The organism is Opitutales bacterium, assembly GCA_013215165.1.
GTDB lineage: Bacteria > Verrucomicrobiota > Verrucomicrobiia > Opitutales > JABSRG01 > JABSRG01.
This window is the reverse complement of sequence record JABSRG010000016.1, coordinates 16,262-38,430: the sequence shown is the minus strand read 5'-3', so window position 1 is coordinate 38,430 and position 22,169 is coordinate 16,262. Positions and strand designations below refer to the sequence as shown.

General features: G+C 51.8%; 16 protein-coding genes. 10 read left to right on the top strand and 6 right to left on the bottom strand.

Annotated features, from left to right (window positions below; all coding sequences use genetic code 11):
* The first annotated feature begins 24 nt into the window (after positions 1–24).
* From HRU10_05055 to HRU10_05025, 7 genes are all read left to right on the top strand, one after another.
* Positions 25–2,532 carry a DEAD/DEAH box helicase gene (locus HRU10_05055; GenBank protein ID NRA26601.1) on the top strand — a complete coding sequence of 836 codons (2,508 nt, stop codon included), beginning with the start codon at positions 25–27 and terminating at the stop codon, positions 2,530–2,532.
* Entirely contained in the window at positions 2,529–3,509 is a 981-nt protein-coding gene (locus HRU10_05050) for a phosphate ABC transporter substrate-binding protein (GenBank protein ID NRA26600.1), read from the top strand. The genes HRU10_05055 and HRU10_05050 overlap by 4 nt, the downstream gene beginning before the upstream one ends.
* Positions 3,506–5,695 (top strand): ABC transporter permease subunit, encoded by a 2,190-nt coding sequence (locus HRU10_05045; protein NRA26599.1) that lies wholly within the window; start codon positions 3,506–3,508, stop codon positions 5,693–5,695. Before HRU10_05050 ends, HRU10_05045 begins: the two co-directional genes overlap by 4 nt.
* 97 nt (positions 5,696–5,792) lie before the next feature.
* Positions 5,793–7,208 carry a phosphate ABC transporter permease PstA gene (gene pstA, locus HRU10_05040; GenBank protein NRA26598.1) on the top strand — a complete coding sequence of 472 codons (1,416 nt, stop codon included), beginning with the start codon at positions 5,793–5,795 and terminating at the stop codon, positions 7,206–7,208.
* Positions 7,209–7,266: 58 nt separating this feature from the next.
* The gene (gene pstB / locus HRU10_05035; GenBank protein NRA26597.1) at positions 7,267–8,088 is read left to right on the top strand and encodes a phosphate ABC transporter ATP-binding protein; all 822 of its coding nucleotides are present in this window, start codon (positions 7,267–7,269) and stop codon (positions 8,086–8,088) included.
* On the top strand, positions 8,088–8,792 hold the full coding sequence (phoU, locus tag HRU10_05030) for a phosphate signaling complex protein PhoU (protein ID NRA26596.1): 705 nt from the start codon (positions 8,088–8,090) through the stop codon (positions 8,790–8,792). Before pstB ends, phoU begins: the two co-directional genes overlap by 1 nt.
* 3 nt (positions 8,793–8,795) lie before the next feature.
* Positions 8,796–9,713 (top strand): NAD-dependent epimerase/dehydratase family protein, encoded by a 918-nt coding sequence (locus tag HRU10_05025; GenBank protein ID NRA26595.1) that lies wholly within the window; start codon positions 8,796–8,798, stop codon positions 9,711–9,713.
* Here HRU10_05025 and HRU10_05020 read toward each other — a convergent pair.
* From HRU10_05020 to HRU10_05005, 4 genes are all read right to left on the bottom strand, one after another.
* A complete protein-coding gene (locus HRU10_05020) occupies positions 9,710–10,033 on the bottom strand; it encodes an NAD(P)H-dependent oxidoreductase (GenBank protein ID NRA26594.1) in 324 nt (107 codons plus the stop codon). The two genes, HRU10_05025 and HRU10_05020, sit on opposite strands and share 4 nt — an antisense overlap.
* A 12-nt stretch (positions 10,034–10,045) precedes the next feature.
* Positions 10,046–10,330, bottom strand: a complete 285-nt coding sequence (locus HRU10_05015) for an NAD(P)H-dependent oxidoreductase (GenBank protein ID NRA26593.1) — start codon at positions 10,328–10,330, stop codon at positions 10,046–10,048.
* A 79-nt stretch (positions 10,331–10,409) separates the two neighbouring features.
* Positions 10,410–12,683: an NAD(P)-binding domain-containing protein gene (locus HRU10_05010; protein ID NRA26592.1), complete on the bottom strand. Its 2,274-nt coding sequence runs from the start codon at positions 12,681–12,683 to the stop codon at positions 10,410–10,412.
* 76 nt (positions 12,684–12,759) lie between these two features.
* Positions 12,760–13,089 (bottom strand): DUF971 domain-containing protein, encoded by a 330-nt coding sequence (locus HRU10_05005; protein NRA26591.1) that lies wholly within the window; start codon positions 13,087–13,089, stop codon positions 12,760–12,762.
* A 120-nt stretch (positions 13,090–13,209) separates the two neighbouring features.
* Here HRU10_05005 and HRU10_05000 point away from each other — a divergent pair, with 120 nt between their 5' ends.
* Complete coding sequence (locus HRU10_05000) at positions 13,210–18,414, top strand: hypothetical protein (GenBank protein ID NRA26590.1); 5,205 nt, start codon at positions 13,210–13,212, stop codon at positions 18,412–18,414.
* A gap of 146 nt (positions 18,415–18,560) precedes the next feature.
* Entirely contained in the window at positions 18,561–19,664 is a 1,104-nt protein-coding gene (locus HRU10_04995; GenBank protein NRA26589.1) for an SMP-30/gluconolactonase/LRE family protein, read from the top strand.
* Between the two features lie 117 nt (positions 19,665–19,781).
* Here the strand turns inward: HRU10_04995 and HRU10_04990 are convergent, their stop codons facing one another.
* Positions 19,782–20,798: a LacI family DNA-binding transcriptional regulator gene (locus HRU10_04990; GenBank protein ID NRA26588.1), complete on the bottom strand. Its 1,017-nt coding sequence runs from the start codon at positions 20,796–20,798 to the stop codon at positions 19,782–19,784.
* A 111-nt stretch (positions 20,799–20,909) separates the two neighbouring features.
* On the opposite strand from HRU10_04990, the gene HRU10_04985 reads away from it, so the two are divergent.
* Entirely contained in the window at positions 20,910–21,650 is a 741-nt protein-coding gene (locus HRU10_04985; GenBank protein ID NRA26587.1) for a PEP-CTERM sorting domain-containing protein, read from the top strand.
* Positions 21,651–21,849: 199 nt separating this feature from the next.
* Here HRU10_04985 and HRU10_04980 read toward each other — a convergent pair whose 3' ends face one another.
* The gene (locus HRU10_04980) at positions 21,850–22,167 is read right to left on the bottom strand and encodes an FmdB family transcriptional regulator (GenBank protein NRA26586.1); all 318 of its coding nucleotides are present in this window, start codon (positions 22,165–22,167) and stop codon (positions 21,850–21,852) included.
* Positions 22,168–22,169 lie beyond the last annotated feature (2 nt).

Here is a 22,169-nt window from a genome sequence, read left to right as displayed (position 1 = left end):
AGGACAAGAAATACGGCGAGATAGATGAGGGGTAGACGGATATACAACCCACAAGCGTTGGAGGCATGGTTTGATCGGTTGCCAGAGGACTGGGAGCCTCTATTCAAACCCGAGGAGTTAGAAGGCGGGCGCTCTGTTTATCGTCAAGGTGTGGTCGGCGATGTGGAGCTGTGTGGTGACGATGCGATCGTCCATTTTAGGATGGAGCGGCGCGAGGAATATTATGTCGTCGTGGCTCTCGACAAAAATGAGCTGACCTTCCGCTCATCCACCGATGACATTGCTTTTTCACGAAAGCTGTATGCAGCAGCTATGTATGAAATAGAAGAGCTGGTCGTAGACGAGATACCGGATCTCCCTCCTGAGAAGCAGCAACCTCAACCCGAAGATTCCGAAGATGAGGCAGATGAAGAAGGCGGGGAGCGTAATCAGGAACCACCTGAGGAATTTCGAAAAATCCGTATCGAGGTCAGCCTAAAGGATAAAGAACTTTGGCTGCTTCCATATTGGGCAGGAAGTGAGCATGCGGGGATATCCGTGTTTTCTGGAGACACAGACGAGCGTGTGAGCCCTAGAAACGATCAGGAGCGGGAGCAAATGATTCGGCTAACCTCTTTGGCCCTTAAAGCTGGCTTCCATTTCTCAAAAAAGCGCAAGGCATTCAGCCTGACGGAAGCTGGGCGGATGATTCTCTTTGCAACAGAGGATAAAGGCCGTTGGGAGCACCATTTTGAACTCAAGTTTCATGAGTCGGCCATAGCGCTTCAGAAGGGGACACAGTATCTAGAAATCGGGGGTAGTGCCCGAGAGAGTGAGCGCAGGAGCGGTTTAAAGATCGATTGGAATATACGTGTGGGGCAGGCGAAGCTGGACCGAAAATCGATTAAACAGCTATCGCACAAACGGGCAGGCGTGCATATCCTACCGGGAGTCGGAGCCGTTGATGTTTCCGACGGACAATTAGAATCCCTCCAGCTCTGGGGCGCACCCGGGGCGAAGAATGGGGGTGGCCAGGATATTCCGAAATACATGTTGTTCTCCATTTTTGGGATCAAGCCTGTGAGCTTAAAAATGGATTCCGAGCTTCATGATTGGATGGAGCAAATTCGTCATGCCGATGGCGATGAGCTCGTGTTACCCAAGTTTCTTCGCCAGTATCAAAAGAGTGGCGTTACCTGGCTGCACACTCTGACTCAACATGATTGCCATCCATTGCTCGCCGATGACATGGGCTTGGGGAAAACTGTGCAGGTTTTGTCGTTACTCCGGAAAGCAGAACGAGACGATGATTTGCCCGATATCATCGTTTGTCCCGCGAGTGTGGTTCCGGTGTGGCAATACGAGATTCGGCGCTGGTATCCCGAGTTGAAGACGGCAGTGCTGGGTAAAGCAGGATTTACTGAAAGCGCTCGCTCACAGCCTGATATCTGGCTTTCAAGCTATTCTCAGCTTCGGCGTCAGCGTATTAATCTGGCGAAAGCTGAGTTCCGCTATGCGGTGCTCGACGAAGCCCAATACATCAAAAACCCAGACGCCAAAGTCAGCCAGGCTTGCTATCAGCTCAACGCACGTCACCGGGTCGCGATGACGGGGACTCCCATTGAAAATCGAACCGAAGATATTTGGGCACTTTTTCGCTTTTTAATGCCCGGTATCCTGGGGACGCGTAGAGATTTCTATAAGCGACTCGAAGGGGAAGAGCGCTTCGAATACCTCGATCGTTTGCGCCGCCAGCTTCAACCGTTCATTTTACGTAGAACGCGGGACCGCGTGGCCCCGGACTTGCCGCCCAAGCTTGAAACCTCGTTGGTCTGTCCCCTTACCGAGGTGCAGCGCCGCCACTATCAACTTATCGTTCGCGCGGCTGAGGAAGCGATTGGCAACGAGTGGGATGGAGTAAATAGCAAAGCCCTACACTTTTTCAGTGTGTTGACCCGTCTGCGTCAGGTCTGCTGTGATCCTGGCTTATTGCCAGACCAGAACTTCAATCTGGAGAATAGTGGCAAGATTGATGCCCTAGTTCGCAGATTGGAGGAGAGTGCCGCTCTCGGAGGCAAGGTGGTTGTGTTTTCACAATTCGTCTCGTTGCTCAACAACGTCCAGGGGGCGCTCAAGCAAGAGGTGCCGCAACTAAAGATTTTTTCGCTTACGGGACAGACCGCTGATCGAGCGAAGCCGGTGAAGGGTTTTCAAGAGTATGAGGGCGCAGCGGTGATTTTGGTAAGCCTGAAGGCGGGCGGCACTGGCATTACGCTCCACGCCGCCGACACGGTTTACCTATTGGATCCATGGTGGAATCCTGCCGTGGAGGCTCAGGCGGTGGACCGCGTGCACCGCATCGGTCAGGATAAGCCCGTTTTCGTCTACCGTATGATCACCGAGGGCACGGTTGAGGCGAAGATTGAGCAGTTGAAACAAGAAAAGCGCGCACTCTTTGATGAGGTGATCGATTCGGAGGCATCCACGGCTTACTGGCGTTCGGCGTTCAAAGACTTGGATGCCCTGATCTCTTTGAGCGAGAAGGTCGAATGATGGCTGTGTGGCGTCAGTTTGTTTTACTCATCATCTTGTTTGGAGGATTGAGTGCTAGCGACGACCTATCCGAGGAAATAGGATGGGGCGACTATGGGCAAGGTGCCACCGTGGTGGGTAATGTGGCGATCGCCGGATCAGACACGTTGACGAATGTGATCAGTGCGTGGGCCAATGTTTTTCAGCGTTTCCATCCTGGGGTCAACATCGGCGTTGAGGGCAGAGGCTCATCTACGGTGCCTCCTGCTCTCTTGGAGCGAACGATTGATATCGGTGTCATGAGTCGGCGGATGTCGTCACGCGAGCTGGCCGAGCACCGACAGCGCCACGGTAGCATTCCACTCGAGATCACCATCGCACTCGATGCCGTGGTAGTATATGTGAATCGTAACAATCCGCTGGAGCAAATCACACTGCGGCAGCTTCGGGAATTATTTATTGAAGAACGCAGCGCAGATATGAGCTACCGGACTTGGTCCGATCTGGGTCTCGAAGGGGACTTTGGGAAATTTTCCTTGTCGCGCTACGGACGCAATGCGGCCTCGGGTACGTATGCATTTTTCAAAAACAGGGTATTGTTGGCCGATGATTTTAATCGCCGTGTCGAGGAATTTCCGGGATCCAGCGCGTTGGTGCGGGCGATTGGTGCGGATCGCTATGCTGTGGGTTATTCGGGTATCGGATACAAAACGAGTGATGTGAAAGTGCTCCCGATTTCCAGAGACGCGGTGCGCTATTTCTACCCCACATTCGAAAGCTGTGTGTCTGGTGAATATCCTTTAGCTCGTGAATTGTTTTTCTACATCCCGGCTGCGAAGTCGGGGAGCCAGAGTGAAGCCGTGAGCGAATTTGTTCGTTTCGTTCTATCTGCACAAGGCCAGGGGATGCTCTTGGAAGCCGGTTTTTTCCCCATTTCAGGAGATGGGCTGTTGGATGAACTTTCATCGAAACTTCCGGAAGTATTTGACGCGCCATGATTACTGAAAGGGAGATCAGATCGATAACCCGTGTTGATAACTGGATGCGCAGAATAATCATCATCGGTGGTATCGGCTGTCTGGGCCTTTTTGTTTTTCTTTTTGGCTTTCTGATCCTCCAGGTATTGCCCCTCGTTCAGCCTATTGCGCTCGGAACGACAGTGCTGCTGACCGAGCGCTGGGATCCGACAGATGTTCGAGCTCTTCATGTAGATCAAAATCCGGATGAAGCCTTGATAATCACTGAACGGGACGTGTGGAGCGTGCGCAGCGATGGTGTGGTCGCACCCTTATGGAAGAGCGGTGGTGGAGAGATCACTGCCTCGGCCTATTGGTCATCCAGCGATTTGTTATGGATTGGAACATCGAGCGGAGAAGTCTGGGAATTATTGATTTTCAGGACTGATGAGACCGATGTTGTAGAGGAGTCCATTATCCACGAGGGCGATGGAAGGGTATTGGCCATCGACGCTGCGGTTTTTGGCGAAAGAAAGCGTGTGGTATTGGTTGAGGCCGACAATGCTACGGAATCCGCCGCGATCATTCATGTGCTTGATTCATCATCAAACTCTGCAGCATCCCGCTCGGTTACGGAGATCGCGGATCTCGATCAGCCAGTGGAGCGCATTGACTTATCCTCAGATTTACGGGGCTTGGCCTTACAGTTCAGCGACCAAACACACCACCTCTGGCTCATAGATCAAGATGAAGCGCGCAGGCTGGACACTGCCGATTTTTCTGGTGTAGGCGATAGGTCATCTGGTTTCGGTTTCGACGCAGGCTCGCGTATTTTGGTGTTGGGAAGCAGTGTCGCGGGCCGGGTAGGGGGCCTTCTTTTGGCTGAGGATAGCGCGCGCGATTGGGCTTGGCATGCAGTTCATTTCGACGAGTCCTCGGAATATGGGGAGTGGCGCTGGAGGAGTAGCCAGTTTAGTGCGTCCAGCCTCCTCTTCTCCGGGGAAGTGTGTCATGTTGTGAATCTATCATTGGACCAGCGTCTTGCTTCATTTCATGCCCCTGAGCCGATTATTTCGGCGGAGCTAACTGGTAAGGACGGCGGTGTGTGGACCCTGCACGCATCGGGTTTGGCATTTACGCCCTTTGAGCGAGCTTTTTTGGACTTTTCTTTTGGGGCTTTGGTTTCGCAGCCGCGAGGTGATGGCACGGCGGCGGATCAGTGGCAGCCATCGAGTGGCCTGCGGGAGATTCAGGGACATTATTCACTCGTCCCTATTTTCGTCGGCACGTTAAAGGGAGCATTTCTCGCTTTAGTTCTCGCGTCACCCATTGCGCTGTTTGCAGCGATATATACCTCACAGATCGCGAGAAGTGAATTTGTAAGACGGATCAAGCCGCTCATCGAGCTCATCGGTGCTGTTCCCTCCGTTGTTTTGGGGGTGATTTGTGCTTTTTGGATTAGTCCGAAAGTCGAGGGATACCTCGCTGAGGTAATCTTGTTCATCGTTTATGTAGTCACGACCCTGCTATGTGTGATGCTTTTACGGCCCAGGTTGATGCGTTGGTTACCTTCTAATCCGGGTCGGCGTGGTGAACTGCTTTGGATGGTGGGTATAGCGGCCTTAATCGTCCTGGCAACTCTGTTGACTGCGCCGATTATCGAGCATGCCTTTTTGGGGTTTTTCGCTCTGCCCGAGGGGGCTAGTTTAGTCGATTGGCTCGAATTGGTATTGGGCATTCCCTATGAGCAACGAAATTCCCTATCGGTGGCGATTGTTCTGGGTATCACGACGATTCCTTTTATGTTTTCGCTCATGGACGATGCGTTGCGGCATGTGCCGGCTGAGCAAGTGCGCGCATCGTTGAGTCTCGGAGCCAGTCGTATTCAGACTGCCGTGAATATCGTATTGCCAGCGGCAGCTCCAGGCTTGCTCGCGGCTCTCTTGATCAGTGCCGGTCGGTGCATCGGTGAAACGATGATTTTTGTGATGGCTAGTGGCAATATGCCGACTACGGGAATGAGCCTTTTCGAGGGATTTAGGACTGTTTCGGCTACCTTGGTGATCGAGTTGTCCGAGTCTTCGCAGCAGTCTACGCTATATCGCGTGTTATTCGTGGCGGCCCTCGGCTTGCTCTGTGTTACCTTTATCATGAATACGGCCGCCGCGCTGCTCCGTGAAAACTATTTGAGGCGTGAAATCTGGAAGGGAGCTGTTCGTGGAAAATAACCCGCCGATCCGAGAAAATTTCACATCACATCGGCTGGAGACCCTTCCCTTCGCAGGAGCCTTTGTCGGTATTCTAGGTGTCGGTTGCTTCATTTTCATGGCGCTCGTTTTTTGGGCATTACCGGCCTTGTGGTTATTTGACCTCAATCGCTACACCCTGGATGACGGGCGGGTGTCATTGGGGTTCGATTTTCCCTACTCGTTGAATGAGAGCCCGGGCATAGAGACCCCGGTTATTCTTTTATCTGATGCCCAGGGACGGCTTGTAGCCGAGACGATAGAAGGGGATAGTATCGAGGCTATCGAACCGGCGGATGAGGCCTGGTATATCGAAGATGCACAAGGACGGCGCTTAGCAATTTATCTGGATGCTATCTGGCGCGATGGGGAGGCATGGGCCCAATCGACGGACTTCGAATTTCGAGACAAGGTGGATGCTGAACTTGATATCGCGCGTGAGTTGAGAGCACAGATTCGTCGCATACAACTGCGGGAGCTTCCATTGAGTGAGAATAATGCTTTAGCCCTCCAGGCGGGTTTGGATCGGATCTTGGATATCCGGAATGACTTATCCCAGACCCAATTGATTGGGCGTTTGGCGAGTGGTGAGGCCTTCGTGATCGATGTTGAAGCTGTGCTTTATGCCGTTCCTGTAAATGGCATTGGCGGCATTGAGAAGCTCTGGCTATACGCCAAGCGGGTGGTAGGTTTTCTTCTTGACGATCCCATCGGGGGCTCGGTCGTCGGCGGTGTGTTTCCGGCACTCTTCGGTACGTTTTTCCTCACGCTGGTAATGAGTGTGATCGTCGCCCCTCTTGGCGTGATTGTGGCGGTGTATCTTAATGAATATGCGCGTCCTGGTCCATTGCTCAGCGGCGTGCGTATTGCCCTGAATAACTTAGCAGGGGTGCCTTCGGTGATCTATGGTGTCTTTGGGCTTGGGTTTTTTGTGTATTTTGTAGGCGGCAATCTCGATATCTTGTTTTTCTCTGAAAATTTGCCCTCACCCACTCTGGGAACCGGAGGTGTGCTCTGGGCATCGCTCACCTTGGCTTTGATGACTCTACCCGTGGTGATCGTGACGACCGAAGAGTCTCTCCAAGCCGTTCCAAACCACGTCCGGGAAACGTCGATGGCCCTGGGCGCTTCGCGTTGGCAAACCCTTTGGAAGGTCGTTTTGCCCAATGCGACCCCGGGATTACTCACTGGGCTCATTCTCGCTGTTGCCCGTGCCGCCGGTGAAGTAGCTCCTTTAATGTTGTTGGGTGTGACAAAGCTCGCGGCGAATCTACCGGTGAGTGCGGAGCCTCCATTTGTGCACCTAGATAGAAAATTTATGCATCTGGGTTATCACGTATATGACCAAACATTTCACTCGGCAAATAGTGTAGAGGCCGTCCCTTTTGTATTTATGACAGCACTGGTTTTGGTCCTAATGATTGTCTTGATAAATTTAACTGCCATCTTGATACGTGGATCGCTTCTTTCGCGGCGGCGCGTGCAGGGCATTTAATACTATGGCATCTAAACAGGATACAAATGAGGCTGAATCCAGTGGCGGCACAGATGCTATGCCTACAACTCTCTTGCGGGCGGAGATCGCCACCTCGGAAGAGAGAGAAGCCCCTTCTTGGAATCCTGAATATTATATTCGTTTCAAACAGTTTAGCTTCGGTTTTAATCAGCGGCGGGTTCTCTCCGATTTAAACATTCATTTCCCACGCAACTCTGTAACCGCTCTCATTGGTCCTTCGGGCTGTGGAAAATCTACATTGCTCCGCTGTATCAATCGTATGAACGATCTCACTCATGGGTTTTACTTTGCTGGAGATATCGAAATCGCAGGGCGCAACGTGATGCATGAGGAGCAGAACGTCATCGCATTGCGCCGTAGGGTAGGTATCGTTTTCCAGGAGTCACACCCCTTTGCCAAAAGCATTTATGATAACGTTGCTTATGGATTGAGGATTGTGGGTGTCAGGGATAAGCGTGTTTTGGACGACGCGGTGGAGAAGAGTCTCAAACGCACGGCGCTGTGGGATGATGTGAAGCGCCGTTTACATGAAAGTGCGATGACACTTTCGGTCGGAGAACGGCAGCGGCTGTGCATCGCGCGGACCTTGGCTACCGATCCCGAGATTCTTCTCATGGATGAGCCCTGTTCGGCACTGGATCCCGTGGCGACCACCCGTGTGGAAGAATTGATTAATAGCCTGAAACAGCGCTACACGATAATTATCGTGACACATAATCTACAGCAGGCAGCACGCATCTCCGACCGAACCGCTTTCTTTTATGACGGGGGCCTTGTCGAGTATCAGAGCACGGAAGATATTTTTATGAATCCCCAGGACCCGCGCACGGAATCCTATGTCTCTGGACGGTTTGGCTGATGAAACCAGGAGTAAACAACTTAAAGCGCTATTTTCACGAGGAGCTCGAAGACGTGCGTTCCAAGCTGTTGTTGATGGGGGAGAAAGCGATTGAGATGGTAGACCTTTCGATACGCTCATTCGTCGATAATGATCTCGAATATGCGGATGCAGTGATTCCTAAAGACGCTGAGGTCGACGAGCTCGAATATGCGATCGATCATGAGGCCATACGTTACATCTCTCTGCGCGCGCCGGTTGCTTCGGACCTGCGTTTGCTAACAGTCGCTGTAAAGGCGAGCCATGACTTAGAGCGTGTCGGTGATGAAGCTACGAGTATCGCCAAACGCAGTCGTCGCGTGCTGTCTAAGGGAAAAATACCCGAGCTCCTCGACATACCGACTATGGGCCAAATTACGGTCGAGATGCTCAACGGCGCTTTAGACTGCTTTGTAGAAGAAGATGTCGAAAAGGCACTTTCTATCTGTGAACGCGATGAGGAGATTGATCGAATCAATCGAAATAATGCTGCCGGCTTTACAGCCTTGGTGCGCGATGGTCATGCGGACATCGATACAGTGATGGAATTGATATTCGTATCCAAGTCCATCGAACGGATCGCCGATCATGCTACCAATATTGCCGAAGAAGTCCTCTATCTACTCAAGGCTGTGTCTGTGCGTGGGAATAGCACCTTGCGTCGTGGGCACGATAATTTGGACTAGGGTATGCGCTGGCTGCTCACAGGTGCCACTGGTTTTATCGGACGCAGCGTGGTGGCGGAGCTGAGAGAGCGCGGTGAGGCAGTATTTGGCGTTTCAAGAGGAGGCGTTGGGCACGACAGCGATGTGTCTTGGCTGCCAGGAAATTGGCTGGAACCCGATTGGAGCGTGCCGGAAGGATTCGAGGCCGATGCCCTGGTGCACCTGGCAGGACCCTCGGCCTGGGAGCTATTAGGCCAGCCCGAAGTCTACGAGAGTGTTATGTCAGCAGCAAAACGGGCGCATGGCGTAGCAGTTCAAGCTAAGGTGCAACGACTTGTTATGGTCTCTTCGGCTGCAGCGCTTGGAGGAGAGAAGAGAGGCCAGGCGATTGACTTAAATCCGACGGATTGGCCTTATGCCTGTGGCAAGCTCGATGCAGAAGCTTGGCTGCGAGAAGCATGTCAGGCATCGGATATTGCTTTAAGCGTCGTGTATCCGGCTGAAGTCTATGGCCCCGAAGATGTAGCTGAAGTCACTTGCGGAACGCTCAAGCAATGGATCGCTGAGAGGTGGGTGCTCATCACTGACGGTGGAACACATGTCGCGCATGTCGATGATGTCGCTGCCGCCATAGTTAAAGCCGCAGATGAACCTGTAATTTGGTTTGCAGGTGGAGAGTATCTTGAGTTTGCCACCATGGCGCGGATGACACGGTCAATCGCAGGCCGAAATGAACGCGTGATGAAGATCCCAGATTGGTCTGCTGATTTCGCTGTTTGGTTGCGTCGGCATACGGGTATGGATTGGGTCGGACATCCGGATGTGGCCGTCCAATACGGTCAGGTTCATTGGCGCAAACCGGCTGAAGTCGCAACGGCGCCTGTCAGATTTCGTGGCGCCCAAGATACTTTGCTTGAGACGGTAGAGTGGATGACTCCCTAGCTGATTTTCTTTAGATAATGCGGCGTGGCAACGGGAGCGAGACTATGACTGCTATCAAAATCTATTGAGTCGATATAAGCTTTAAGCTCCTCAACCTTTCCTTGCATGGCGACGTCATCCGTTGCCTTGATTGCGCCGTAGTCTCCATCGAGGACGGCATGAACGATAAAAGGCGAGAGCCAATCCATACCGCATAAGTAGGCGGTCTGTTGAAGTGGACGGAGTAGCTCAGACATTGTGAAGTTATTATAACCTCCTAATTTGTAGGACCATTCAGGGCCCCCAGTAGTGATGACTGAAAGCCACTTTTTACCGTGCAAAGCCGTTCCATCTCAAGGGGGGTAAGCAAAGCGGTAGGTGAGCACTTTATCTTCCCACTCTTTCATCAGGGAGGGAGCAGAATACCAATAAAAGGGATGCTGGAAAATGATCAGATCGTGTTCGGTCAGCAATTGCTGCTCCTGGTCGACATCGATTTTAAAATCGGAGTAGAGCTCATATATATTTCTAAATGTCGTATCGCTCGACTCCGTCGCTACTGTTGACAGTGCTTTGTTACCACGAGAGACATCGAAATTTTCGTGAAACAGGTTCCAGAGTATCTTTTTGGTCTTCATCAGGTTCGTTTTCGCTTAGCTACACTTATGGACAGCCCCTGAGGACACTCAATGCATGGTTTGGGTCCGTTCCCTCCGGTCATTTTACCCGCTTTGCTGCTGCTTCCATGTAGGCGTCTATAGGCGTTTTTTCTACTGCGGCCTCACGCATCTGCACGGGAGAGGCCCAAAGCCTTTCAAGTTTTGGCTTACCTGAAGAATCATAACTGCCGAAGTTGAGTGTTCCTGTAGGACAGACGGTGACACAGGCCGAACAGCGGACGCACTCTGGGTCCTTCATGCCTTCGCCTTTATTGGCGAAATTCATCACATCGATCCCCTGATGGCAGACCGTGGTGCAGGCATTGCAAGAGATGCATTTCTTTTTGTCGGCAAAAATGCGAAACTTAGTGAACTTTGCATAGATATGCATTAATGCTGCCAGCGGACAAGCAAAGCGGCACCAGATTCGTCCGGAGAAATGGAAATAGAACGCTACTCCGAGAACCCCGGCCAACCAGAGATCCACGAAATACTTATAGTTCAGCAGCGGGGTGGACTCGAATAGCCATTTGAATCCTGCGTTAAAGAGGCTGCCCGGGAAGATCCAGCCGAGTATTCGGAATAACAATGTGATGAGGGCAAAGGCCAAGATGGCTTGGCCGAGCATATTGAATTTATTCCAAAACGGACCGTGAGGCATTTTATGGCGGTGGCGATCGCCGACTGTTTCAGCTAAAGCGCCGCAGCTACAGATCCAGCCACAGTAGGCACCTTTACCCCATTTCAACACAATGAACGGGATGATAACAAAGGTTTGGATAAACCCAAGGATGAGCCAGCCCCAGATGGGTTCAGCAGTGAACCAGTTATAGACGAAAAGGGGCCATGCGAGGACGAGGCCGAATGCGCGCCAGTATTCACCATTGGGCCAAAAGCTATCGCCCAACCATTGTCCAATCCCTCCACTCGTCCACCAGCCATGTGCTCCAGACCAGGGTAAGAGCAGCCATGGAATGAAGAATAACGGTATGACCTGTATCAATATAAGACTCGTGGTCTGCAGGGTGATATAGGGTGTTTTACGCGTTAAAATACGCCGAATACCAAATGCCGTCACGAGACCAGAATAGGCTGCTGAATAATAGAACCCAGGCTGACTCAGGGCCACTTTCAGGTGATGGAGAAAATGCAGCGGGCTCTCCGTTTGACTGTGCAGCCATCCCCCCAGAGAAGTCAGGGTATAGGCCAGTCCACTGGGATTCAGGTATCCAGGATTCCACAGCCCCTTGGTCCAGTGATACATCAGCGTGAAAAAAAGGACAGAGAGCGCTGCTGTGATCCAAAACTTAGCCGTGCGCTCTCCAGCTATGGGGATGCGGGATCGACGGAAAAACTCGAGTGGCGGTTCACGACCGATGAGGGCGAGGACATTATCATTCTCCAGTGACACGCTCTGATCGCCTTGCTTGAGAAAAACGCGCTGTTCTTCGATTCTCTCCAGTTGCGATCCCATAAATAGCTTCAAGCGTCGTTCACTCGCTAAAGTCTGGATGCGCTCGATGTTATCCGGTTTCGGGCGCTGAAAATCTGCTTTACGATAGCTCAGTGACACGTCTGCTCCTGCTTCGGCTAAGGAAATAGCAGCCTCTAGTGCGGAGTCGCCGCCACCCACGACGATGACCCTTTTTCCGGTATAATCCTGGGCGTCGATTAGGCGGTTGCTTACCTTGTCGAGCTCCTCTCCGGGCACATTGAGTTTTCTGAAGTTACCCGTGCGTCCGATCGCGACGACAATGCGTTGAGCTGTCAGGGGCTGACGGTTGTCGCTGAAATGAACGGATAGGGCGCTTGACCCCTCTTCAATATGATCGACTTGTGCTTGTTCGGTCTGGATGCCGAAACGCACTCGTTGCTCTTCGAGCTCTTCGATGAGGGCCTCTTTGACGTTGGATTCGAAGCGCATCTGGCCCTCGGGCACCATTTCGGTGGGGTAGGTGTAGATAGGCTTCGCTTTTGGGAAATTGCGAATGGTCGAGAAAGCACTCTGCGACTCTAAAACCACATAGTTCAAGCCGGCTTGGTGAGCCTCGATCGCTGCCGAGATGCCTGAGACTCCGGCCCCGATAATGGCCACATCCACATCCGTCTTTTGGCTGTTTTTCTCAAAATCGTTTTCCGAGAGAAAAGACCGGATCGCCTTAGCGCCGGTATCCGCTGAAAACTTTAACAGGGGCACGCCCGTCAAATCACCGACGACCCGTACACCCTTTAATCGAGTGCTGCCATCTTCTGCAACCTCTGGTCCCTTTTCAGGTATTCCGGAGGGCCATTGGCCATGAAGCCAATGCGTGTAGCGAGAGAGGGCAGACAAGATCATGAGTGGTAGTTTTGTAAATTAAGGGAACGGTGTGATGAGCCGACGCTTAATGGAGCTTGTTTCATAAATCTTATTCCCCAGGAGCCTCGGGGCCGTGCGAGGCGAGACGCGCGGCCAGCTCTAAGAGGTAAGCGAACGAGTAGATCCCCGATGCGTGCCCATCCGCGAAAAAAATTCGGATAGCATAGCCTCCAATCCACTGAAAATTTACGAATTTAGCGTCAGGAAAGCGTGCGCCGGGGGTGCCGCCATGCACATTGCCAAATAAGTCAGACTCGCCACGTAGCTCGGCACTCGGTGAATGTTCCCGCAGAAAAGGCGCCTCGAAAAAACATTCCGTGCCTTCCGCAAACTTAACGGCTAACACATCGCCAATCAGAGCTATTTCTGGTTTCTCCATGTGCTCAGTCTGTGGACTCTTTGAACGCGACAGAAGTTTTTTTCGAACAGGAATGTGCCGTAGTGGGTCTCGGAATGGGGAAACTTTTGACCTCTTGCTACAACCAATTAGGAGCGTGAAATGACTTTAACATCTTCACAGATAATCAATCGACTCTGTCTGGCCATCGTATGTGCCCTGTGGGTCAGAGGTTCTGTGAGCTTGGGCCAGCCGGTTGAGGCAACGGATCCGCTTCTTTTAGCGCCCGTTGAGGCGGAGCCGATTTCAGTAGGGGTCGGGAGCCGTGATCTAGTGAATTTCGAAGTCGAAACGCGTATTCGTGAGCTCGATGCCCTGACGCGACTGGCACTCGATCCAGATCTCGATTCCATTTCCCGTGCCGAGCAAAGACTGATCGATTCTCTCAATTCCGAGCAAACAGAGGGGTTTATCGATCGCGATCTCGAGATTGATGGGTGGATTGCTGTAGGCGACGGGCGTTTACTTTCGGGCCTCGACGCTGATTATTCACTCACGTGGCAGGCATGGGAACGTGCGTTCGAGATCTTAGGTAGCTCAACAGATATCGAGTGGGCGCGGGCGCGATTCTGCGCGCTCATGTCTCGCGCGCTTGTAGAGCCGTTTCCAGGTTTAGTCCTAGATCCTGTATTACTGGTGAAGACGATGGGCTCGGAGCGTATCGATCAGTTTGTACGCCTTGCGGAATCGGAGGATTATCGTGGACTAGCCATTTTCTACCAGGCGCTCTATGCGCATCATGATACAGATGCAACCATCGCTGAGATTCTCCGCGTAAGGGAAAATTATGAGACCGCACTCAACATTGCAGGTCAGGCAACATGGTCAGCAGATGCGAATTTCTTCCTTGCGCGCTGGCTCGAGGATATGGGGACACCAACGCTCTCTGCTGACGGCGAATTACAGGCAAATCCAGATCAGGCCGCCGCCGTTGTATTGTATGAGGCCCTACAGAAGAGCGAAGTATTAGATCTATCGATGCAGCGAGAAATTGCTGGCAGATTGAGTGCCTTACTACGCCCTGTCGTCGAGCTGAAGGTGCCCCATGTATTTTTGCCGGGAGGGGAGGTAGAGATTGCTTTATCGTGGAGAAATGTAGGTGCGGCGGTGTTACGTCTCTACCGTATACCCACTGCTGCCAGTTTTGATTTCCGAGGGCTCCCCCGCGAGGCAACCTGGGTGGATGCCGTGTCGATCGAGGCCTTGGATAGTCTGCTTGAGCTGGAGATCGTGCGCGATTTGGACGACAATCCGTTCCGACTTGAGGAAAGAGACATCGTTCTACCTCAAGCTGCCCAGCGAGGTTTCTATCTCGTCGAAGTTGTCACGGAAGGTGGATCTACGAAGAGGCAACTGATCCAAGTTGCTGACCTGGCTATTGTGTCTGTGTTCGATTTCTCGGGCCAGCAGTTATCGGTGCTCGATACGGCAGAAAATGAGGTGTTTAGAGAAGATCTCGTTGTTGAGGAATGGATGTATGGTCGCTGGGATGCGACGAATACATCGGACTGGCAGTTACAGACGCGCGCCGTGAAAGATCTCGATTCCATAGCAAGCAGGTTTCCCCCTGGACATGTGACGCGCGCACTCACTCTGGTACATCACGAAGACCGTTGGGCAATTGCGGAGAGCAGGGTTGCAGAGCGCTCGATCTCGCTGCCTGAGTGGGAAGTGAGTGTCGTGGCGGAGCGGCTATTCATCGATGATGAGCGTTCTATCAGAATTTTCTTCGACGCTGCTTTGAGCAATGATCTGTCTGCCCAACTACCGATCGCTTACACCATCACAGATGAGATGGGTCAACGCGTGGCAGGCGGCGTCTTGACAGAGAGTATTCCTGCTAGCGGTGTGATTGATGTAGTCTTTGAAACTGCACTAGAAGCCGGGGACTACAGGATAGAGTTTATCGACGTGTATGGTGATGAGATCATTGGAGATCACTGGTTGTTTCAACGCGTGGTTATGCCACAAATATCTGCGGAGGTTACGATGGAGAGCGCAGATCATAACAAACCGTTGCAATGGATTTTCCGACCTGGTGTGACCGTAGGAGCCTTAATGAGAGTAACCGATGAATCAGGAGTGACTCTATCATCCGTCCCGGTTTCAGCCCGCGTCTATCGCAAGCCACTTGGCGACCGTGAACAGGCAGTCTCCGGATGGTTTCCTATGGGGCCTGAGGCTTTGTTGGGAGATCAACCCATGACGGGTGGATGGCGCTTTGTGAATGCTTTTGAAGGAGAGACAGATGCTTTGGGAGAATCGCGCGTATTGATCCCAGTCATTGGGGAGGCAGGCAATGATGTCGGATTGGCCCAGTATTGGGTGGATTGTATTTATGTATCCCCTGAGTCGGGTGCGGTGTCTGCCGGTTGGTTGGCCTTTGTATCAAATCCCGCTCTGTACGAACCACAGTTGCGTGTCGACCAGCGATTAGTTTTAGCCGGTCAGTCGATTTCTATAGAAGTGTCTGCGAAGAGCCCACTAGGTCCAGAAGTTCGGTCGCGCGGGCGCCTTCGCGTAGAACGTAAGCGTTTAGAAGAGGTCTGGTTGGACGGAAAAGGGCGCCAGCTGACTGGGGAGCAATATCGAAAAGACCGCCGTAAAGGAGGTATTTTTTCTGGTTGGTTATCGAGTGAGGATGATGCGTATCGACTCGTTGATTCACGCTATCGAAGGGAAGTAGTGTTTTCTCAACGTTTTGTTATAGGAAAAGCCCCTGTAATGCATACAGTAGCAATCGAGGATCCAGGGCTCTATGAAGTGACATGGACGGACATTGATGACGCTGGTAATCCAGTCTCGCAGATGGTTTCCGTCTACTGTTTCGACCCCGACCAATGGGTGTCATTCGGTTGGTCGAATGAGGCTATTTCCTGGATTGGACCATCGTCGGCTCCCGCTCTTGGTCGAAACGCGGGGATACTGCTCCTTCCAGAGAATATCGAACAGGTTTGGATCAAGCTGGAGGGAGAGGATGATGCTCACGAAATGCGACCCTTTGCTGTCGATCGTGGAGTGGTGCGTGTTACTCGTGATCGATTTGTAGAAGTTTGGGATGAGGCGCGATCGATTGAAATAGGTTATCTCGATGGTACGGAGTTTAAACGCGAGGTGCTTCCATTTGAGAGTTTGGAGACAACGGGAAAGCTTGACTTGAGTCCCGCAGATTTAGGGCAGTTCGAGACCGGCGATGTTCTCACGGGTATGGATGGGGCAACCGGATGGCTATCTATTTCCCCAATGTGGCGCGATGTGTTGAGGGAGAGCAGGAAGAGCAGTCCTGATGAGTCCAGCCGCTGGTCTACTTCTTTTGGGCGGACTCCATATTATGTCGCTCGAACCGATGTTAGCGATGCTTTGGAACCTGAGTTGTCGACCCCTAATTCCCGTCAAAATGAGCGGATAAGCTATCCTCTCGGCGTCTCGGAAAATGGAGTGTTTGTCTCAGGGAATCAACGACAGGTGCCGGTACTTTCAACCGGTCAGTATGCTTTGAGTTTTCTTGAAAGTAATCGCGATGAACCATCCCTCATAACCATCAAAGAACCCGCAAAGATTGATATTGGGGCACCAAATTTCGTGCGTGGGGGGGATGCGTTTTCGGCTCGAATAGATGTAGGGGATTTGGATGAAGGGCAGACATTAAATGTGGTTTTTGAAGCGGATGGTAGGGAGTTAGCACGAAAAGTAATCTCTCCTGACGAAGTGGAGGCAGGCAGGGTGTCTCTGGACATCGCTGTCCCTAGTTTTCGTTCGATGAAGATGGGACAAATTCAGGTATACATTGAAGGAGGGCGGCGTGCTGCGAGTCAGATGGTGAGCATTCATCCGCGACGGGCACGATCGAGTAGTTTCCAGGTCATGCAGGACGTAGGAAATGGAATCTGGCAATTGGATAGAGGGGGAGTGCCCGGGCCCTTGAGTCATCTACTGAGTGCACCGAATATTTGGAGTTTGATGCGCGTCGTCGTAACACGATCACTACCCAGTGAAGATGGCACTGTCTTGGATCTACTACGCGACCAGGTGATTGATCAACGCGGGACCGATTACCTGGGCGATCGCTGGCAGCAGTTTTTATCGGTAGAGGGCGGTATGAGCCTCGTCGCGCATGAACGGACAAATCTGTCGGTTAGTGTATTGACTGCCCTGATCTGGACTGCACTTGGGCGTTCTGATGAGCATTACCATGCCTTGAATGCCTACTTGGTCGATAGGGCCCAGGATGTAGCTTTGTTTCCCGACGACAGAGCCTGGATACTATTCGTATTATCGTCTCGATACGATGGGGTCGCAGGGAATCCGCCGAGCCGTAAGGAAGTTCAAGCTTATCAGAGCCTGTGGCGCATGCGTGCGCGCCTATCACGCCTTTCTATCTTATGCCTGTCAGACGTGGCAAAACGGTATGGGTTGACCGAGGACCGTGATTTCTGGAACCAACTTGCGTCTCGAAAGGGCCTAACCGCAATCGCACCTCAATTTAGTGTCCTTACTCCGTCACAACAAAATATCGCTAGAATGTTCCTCAGCGATGCTGGCGTAGCACCTCAGTTGCGCTATTCGGATACACTGGGTAACGAGAATTTACTCTTTTGGGGCGCACTCGAAAAGCTGTTCTCGTCTGTTGTCGTAGAAGCGAGTGCTAGCGCCGATTTTCAGATTACTGTGGACGGAGTTATCCTCATCGATGATTCATTAGAGCGGAAGCAGTTGGAGCATGGGGTGGTTCAGATCGGAGGCTTAAGTGGTCGTCGATTGGGCGATGCTACGACATCGATTTCGCTGTCAGTCGTGGGTGATCAAAAACCCCGTGCTGTTTGGGCGGTGTGGGACGGACCTTGGATTAATCCAATGAAAACGGCGCGGCAGCTCCGCTATGTCGAGAGACAAGCGACCTTGTTGACCGGCTTTGTCGAGTCTGCCGAAACCGTTGAAGACAACTCGGTTGAAATCGGATTAGAAGACCAAGTCGATGTGTCTCTCACGATCGAAGTGATCGAGCCCATGGATACTCTTTTTCTCAGAGAGCGGCTGCCGAGCGCAGTTAATGTGATTGGGACTGTAGAGTTTTTACCCCTGGGACAACAGGTGGATCGGGCCCAGATTCCAGAAGTGGAGATTCGAGAAGATAGCTTGGTTATCAGAGCTTCAAACCTTCCAGCAGGGAATTGGCGTCTCCGCTATCGGCTAAGTCCACGTGCTGAGGGACTCTATTTTTCAGATCGCTCAAGAATATGGTCAAACAGCCTGGAAGGCGGCGATCAGTTCGTCGAAGGCTGGACTTTGGTGGTTGAGGGAGATTGACGATGGCGGTTGAGCCGGTTCTGGATATTTTGTCGATTACCAAGAAATAATGAGAACCTTGTGGTCAAAAAAACGCATCCCAGGCTGAAAGTTATAAAAACAAACCGGATAAGAGGGTGGCTATAGGCAATCAAATCACACCATTCATACGCAACCGAGTCTTCTGGTTCGTTAGTCTCGTGCTGTTGGCGTTCGTGACCTGCCTGCTGGTCTGGCCAGTTCCTGTAAGACCTGTTAGCTATCCCGTGCCGGTGGCACCCAGCTATACGGGCGACCATGCGGTGAACCAAAATCTGGTTGATTTAGAGATCATTGATCTTGGAGCAGAGGAGGGACCGGAACACGTGGCATTCGGACCTGAAGGTAAACTCTACGCCGCTGTAGCGAGCGGAAAGATAGTGCGTATGAATGCTGACGGTTCGATGCAGGAAATCTTCGCCGAAACGGACGGGCGGGTGCTCGGCTTTGCCTTCGATGCTGCGGGTGACCTGATCGCCGCTGACGCAATGAAAGGACTGATAGCGATTGCGCCCAACGGTAAACTGCGCGCCCTGGTAGATAACGTCGCTGGGGACCCGATCCGTTATGCGAATTCGGTGGTGGTCGCGCGCGATGGCCTCATTTACTTCACGGACTCATCAACGCGGTTCAGCCCAGCGGACTTTGGAGGAACCTTTAATGCAAGCGTTCTGGACATCCTTGAGCAGTCGGCGACCGGTCGCGTAATTGAGCACGATCCTGCAAACGGCACGACGCGGGTTGTCGCGCGTGGCCTATCGTTCGCTAACGGCGTCGCGCTGTCCGAAGACGAGCAGGTGCTCTTCGTCGCCGAGACCGGACGTTATCGGGTCTGGAAGATCGCTGTTAGCGCCGCGGATATTAATATCTCACAGGGACCGTCAGCGGAGGCGCAGGTGCTGCTCGACAACCTGCCCGGCTATCCTGACAACCTGATGCGCGGGAAGGAGGGACGCATATGGCTGGGATTCACGAAACCGCGTAGCTCGCTTGTAGACGGGATGGCCGACAAGCCCTGGTTGCGTTCGATAACGTTTCGTCTGCCGCGCGTGTTGTGGCCCCTGCCCAAGCCATATGGCCACGTGATCGCCTTTGGCGAAGACGGCCGCATTCTCAAAGACTTGCAGTATCCATCGGGCGTATACCCGGAAACGACCTCGGTAACCGAGTCGGAGGATCGTTTATACATCCAGAGCTTGCATGCCAAGGGGCTCGGATGGCTGGGCAAATGACGTTGATACTTATACGGTACTTCTTCTAAGGGGGAAAGCCTTACGATACCGAGGTGAGTGCATCGGGTAATTCTTTGGTATGCTGAACCTTTTGCGTGTTATCCTATGTCAGTATGTCTAACTCACGTCATTCCTTTCCGAATGCTTCTCTGGTAGGGACTCACCATCACTCCACGTAGGAGTAACCAAGAGCTGCGGAGGATTGGCCATCAGGCCAAAGTGATTCTGTCGAATAAGCAAATCGAGTTGGTTCAACGTAGCCTCTCCCACCTCCTCTATCGTAGCTTTCACTCCCGCAAATAGAGTATCATTTTTATGCTTTTTCATCGTAACATATCCCAAATCATGGGGAATACGTAGGGAGATACTTGTCAAAAAATCTTTCAATCCGCTGTTCAAGCCGATCACTACATCCGGTCTCCATTCCTGATACCAGTTTCGAACCATGTCAGGTTCGAGTTGTTTTTCATAAAGTAAGCCACTTGGTAAGCCTTCAGACCGAAGGCTCAATAATGCCATGCCCATTGAGGCTCGATGTAATTCACTTAAGGATAAATGAGGAATTAAAAACCCCGGTCTCTCATAGCCTTTTTGTAAGCAGGCCTCGAAAGAAATACTGACACTTTGGCTGATATGGTTACGGACCACAGGAATTGAAGGAATAAAATATCCAGCCGATAGACTCACCCCTGGGAAATGTTGAAATGTCATTTCCTTGATCCTCGCATCTTTTTTAAAAAGACCGACGATAATCCCACAGACGCCTCGATGGAACATCACCTCTTCCAATCTCTTTGCACTGGGATAGTCTGAGAAATAAAAGATATCAAATTCATACCCAAAGGTTGTCCCCCTAGCTTTAATCGCTCGGATCTCTTCGGCCCTTATTTTACATTGGTATCCCTCTGCTTCGCGACTTTCGAATAATATCGCCACCAATAGACTTTCAGCCCTGCGATTACCTCGCCACCTCCTGTTCGCGATCACACTATGCCCGGGATTTTTTCGATATCCCATCTCCTTAGCTAAAGCTCGGATACGCTTCCTTGTATCCGTTGCCACCTTACGACTATTCCGCAGGGCTAAAGAAACGGTTACCTTAGCTACACCAGCACGCTCCGCTATCTCTGCCATGGTTACAGCCATCTGCAAACCTTGAATGCGAACCTGTTCGTATTCAAGGATATTTCTCTCATTTGGATTCCGTCTATGATGAAGTCAATCCAGTTAACCGAAGGAATTCCGATGAAAAAATCACTATCTTACTACAGAATATTTACAATAGCTCTAGGTTTGAGTGCCGCGCAAGCCAGCGCTGCTACGGTAGTCCAAACAACTACAGACTACTTAGCCTTCGAAGCTGAACTAGCCGAAACTTTTTCAAATATGTCCATCATTGACGCTGGAACCGCGGTAACCGCTCCCGTTGGTGTTAGCGGCGGCTCTGGAGTTTGGGCTCATGGACTGACTCAAGGAGTCGCAGATACACCGGACGCAGCGGCAGGTGTTGATACAGTTACCTACACAATAAACTTTTCCCAAGCAGGGGACTACCAGCTTTACGGCCGCTCTTACATTGGGTCCTTTGATGATATCGGAGAAAGCGGAAAATCTGGCAGTAACGATAGTGTATGGGTTCCCAACGAACTCGGCACAGAGGGCGCATATACTGGATCCTACACACGGTCGAATTTTTATGGAGACACAGGGGCACTCGAATGGGCAAATGAGGCATCCACCACTTACAGTGTCTTGGCAGATGTTGATTACACCTTCTCTTTCTCAAACCGCGAAGACGGGAAATTCCTCGACAGATTTGCCTTTGTCCTTGTCGGCTCTTCGATCGACACTTCCCAAGCAGGTCTCGACGCTCTCACTAATTCAGTGACGGCAATCCCTGAACCGTCAACCTGGGCCCTTATTTCCCTTAGCTGTGTAAGCCTTCTTATTGTGAAAAGAAAGCTCTCTTCTAAGGGCGCTAAGTAAAGTGCCGGAGAACAAGGTTAGTTTGGCCAGCAGCGATGACTTATGAGATCGCGATCATCAGGTCTTTCATCTCTAATATTCAATGAGCTACGCGTTAATCTAATTTTCCTCGCTGAACACCGTTGGCACCACGTTGGCTACGACTGTGTCTGTCACCGCCTCGACTTGATCACAGTCTTGGCGGTTTCTTATTTTACTACTATCCACCCGTTTTCGGCCCTTTGAAGACATCGGGTGCCGACTTGTCCGAACCGGCTGTCTTGTGGTAGGTTCCGGTTAATTTATCTCGCTCGTAACGGGTGAAGCCGTTGCGTGCTAGGTTCTTTGAATCAAGTTTTTTCTCCAGGCCGCCGGGTGTGTAGCGCGTCGTGAGGTTTGGGGCAGAGTAGACGCGTTTGACTGGCTTTCCGGTGATGGGGTGTTCGGTAAGTGCGTCTTCGCTCATGCGTTGTTCGATTTCAAAAGTGATACCGGGCGAGCCGTCTGCGTTGATGACCTGATATTGGTAAATGGGCATAG

What these genes read in the sequence shown, in the direction of transcription:
- pstB (NRA26597.1), top strand. Translation starts at nt 7,267, where the DNA reads ATGCCTACAACTCTCTTGCGGGCGGAGATCGCCACCTCGGAAGAGAGA.
- HRU10_04985 (NRA26587.1), top strand. Translation starts at nt 20,910, where the DNA reads ATGAAAAAATCACTATCTTACTACAGAATATTTACAATAGCTCTAGGT.
- HRU10_04980 (NRA26586.1), bottom strand. Translation starts at nt 22,167, where the DNA reads ATGCCCATTTACCAATATCAGGTCATCAACGCAGACGGCTCGCCCGGT.
- pstA (NRA26598.1), top strand. Translation starts at nt 5,793, where the DNA reads ATGGCGCTCGTTTTTTGGGCATTACCGGCCTTGTGGTTATTTGACCTC.
- HRU10_05025 (NRA26595.1), top strand. Translation starts at nt 8,796, where the DNA reads ATGCGCTGGCTGCTCACAGGTGCCACTGGTTTTATCGGACGCAGCGTG.
- HRU10_04990 (NRA26588.1), bottom strand. Translation starts at nt 20,798, where the DNA reads ATGGCAGAGATAGCGGAGCGTGCTGGTGTAGCTAAGGTAACCGTTTCT.
- phoU (NRA26596.1), top strand. Translation starts at nt 8,088, where the DNA reads ATGAAACCAGGAGTAAACAACTTAAAGCGCTATTTTCACGAGGAGCTC.
- HRU10_05050 (NRA26600.1), top strand. Translation starts at nt 2,529, where the DNA reads ATGATGGCTGTGTGGCGTCAGTTTGTTTTACTCATCATCTTGTTTGGA.
- HRU10_05000 (NRA26590.1), top strand. Translation starts at nt 13,210, where the DNA reads ATGACTTTAACATCTTCACAGATAATCAATCGACTCTGTCTGGCCATC.
- HRU10_05015 (NRA26593.1), bottom strand. Translation starts at nt 10,330, where the DNA reads ATGAAGACCAAAAAGATACTCTGGAACCTGTTTCACGAAAATTTCGAT.
- HRU10_05055 (NRA26601.1), top strand. Translation starts at nt 25, where the DNA reads ATGAGGGGTAGACGGATATACAACCCACAAGCGTTGGAGGCATGGTTT.
- HRU10_05005 (NRA26591.1), bottom strand. Translation starts at nt 13,089, where the DNA reads ATGGAGAAACCAGAAATAGCTCTGATTGGCGATGTGTTAGCCGTTAAG.
- HRU10_05045 (NRA26599.1), top strand. Translation starts at nt 3,506, where the DNA reads ATGATTACTGAAAGGGAGATCAGATCGATAACCCGTGTTGATAACTGG.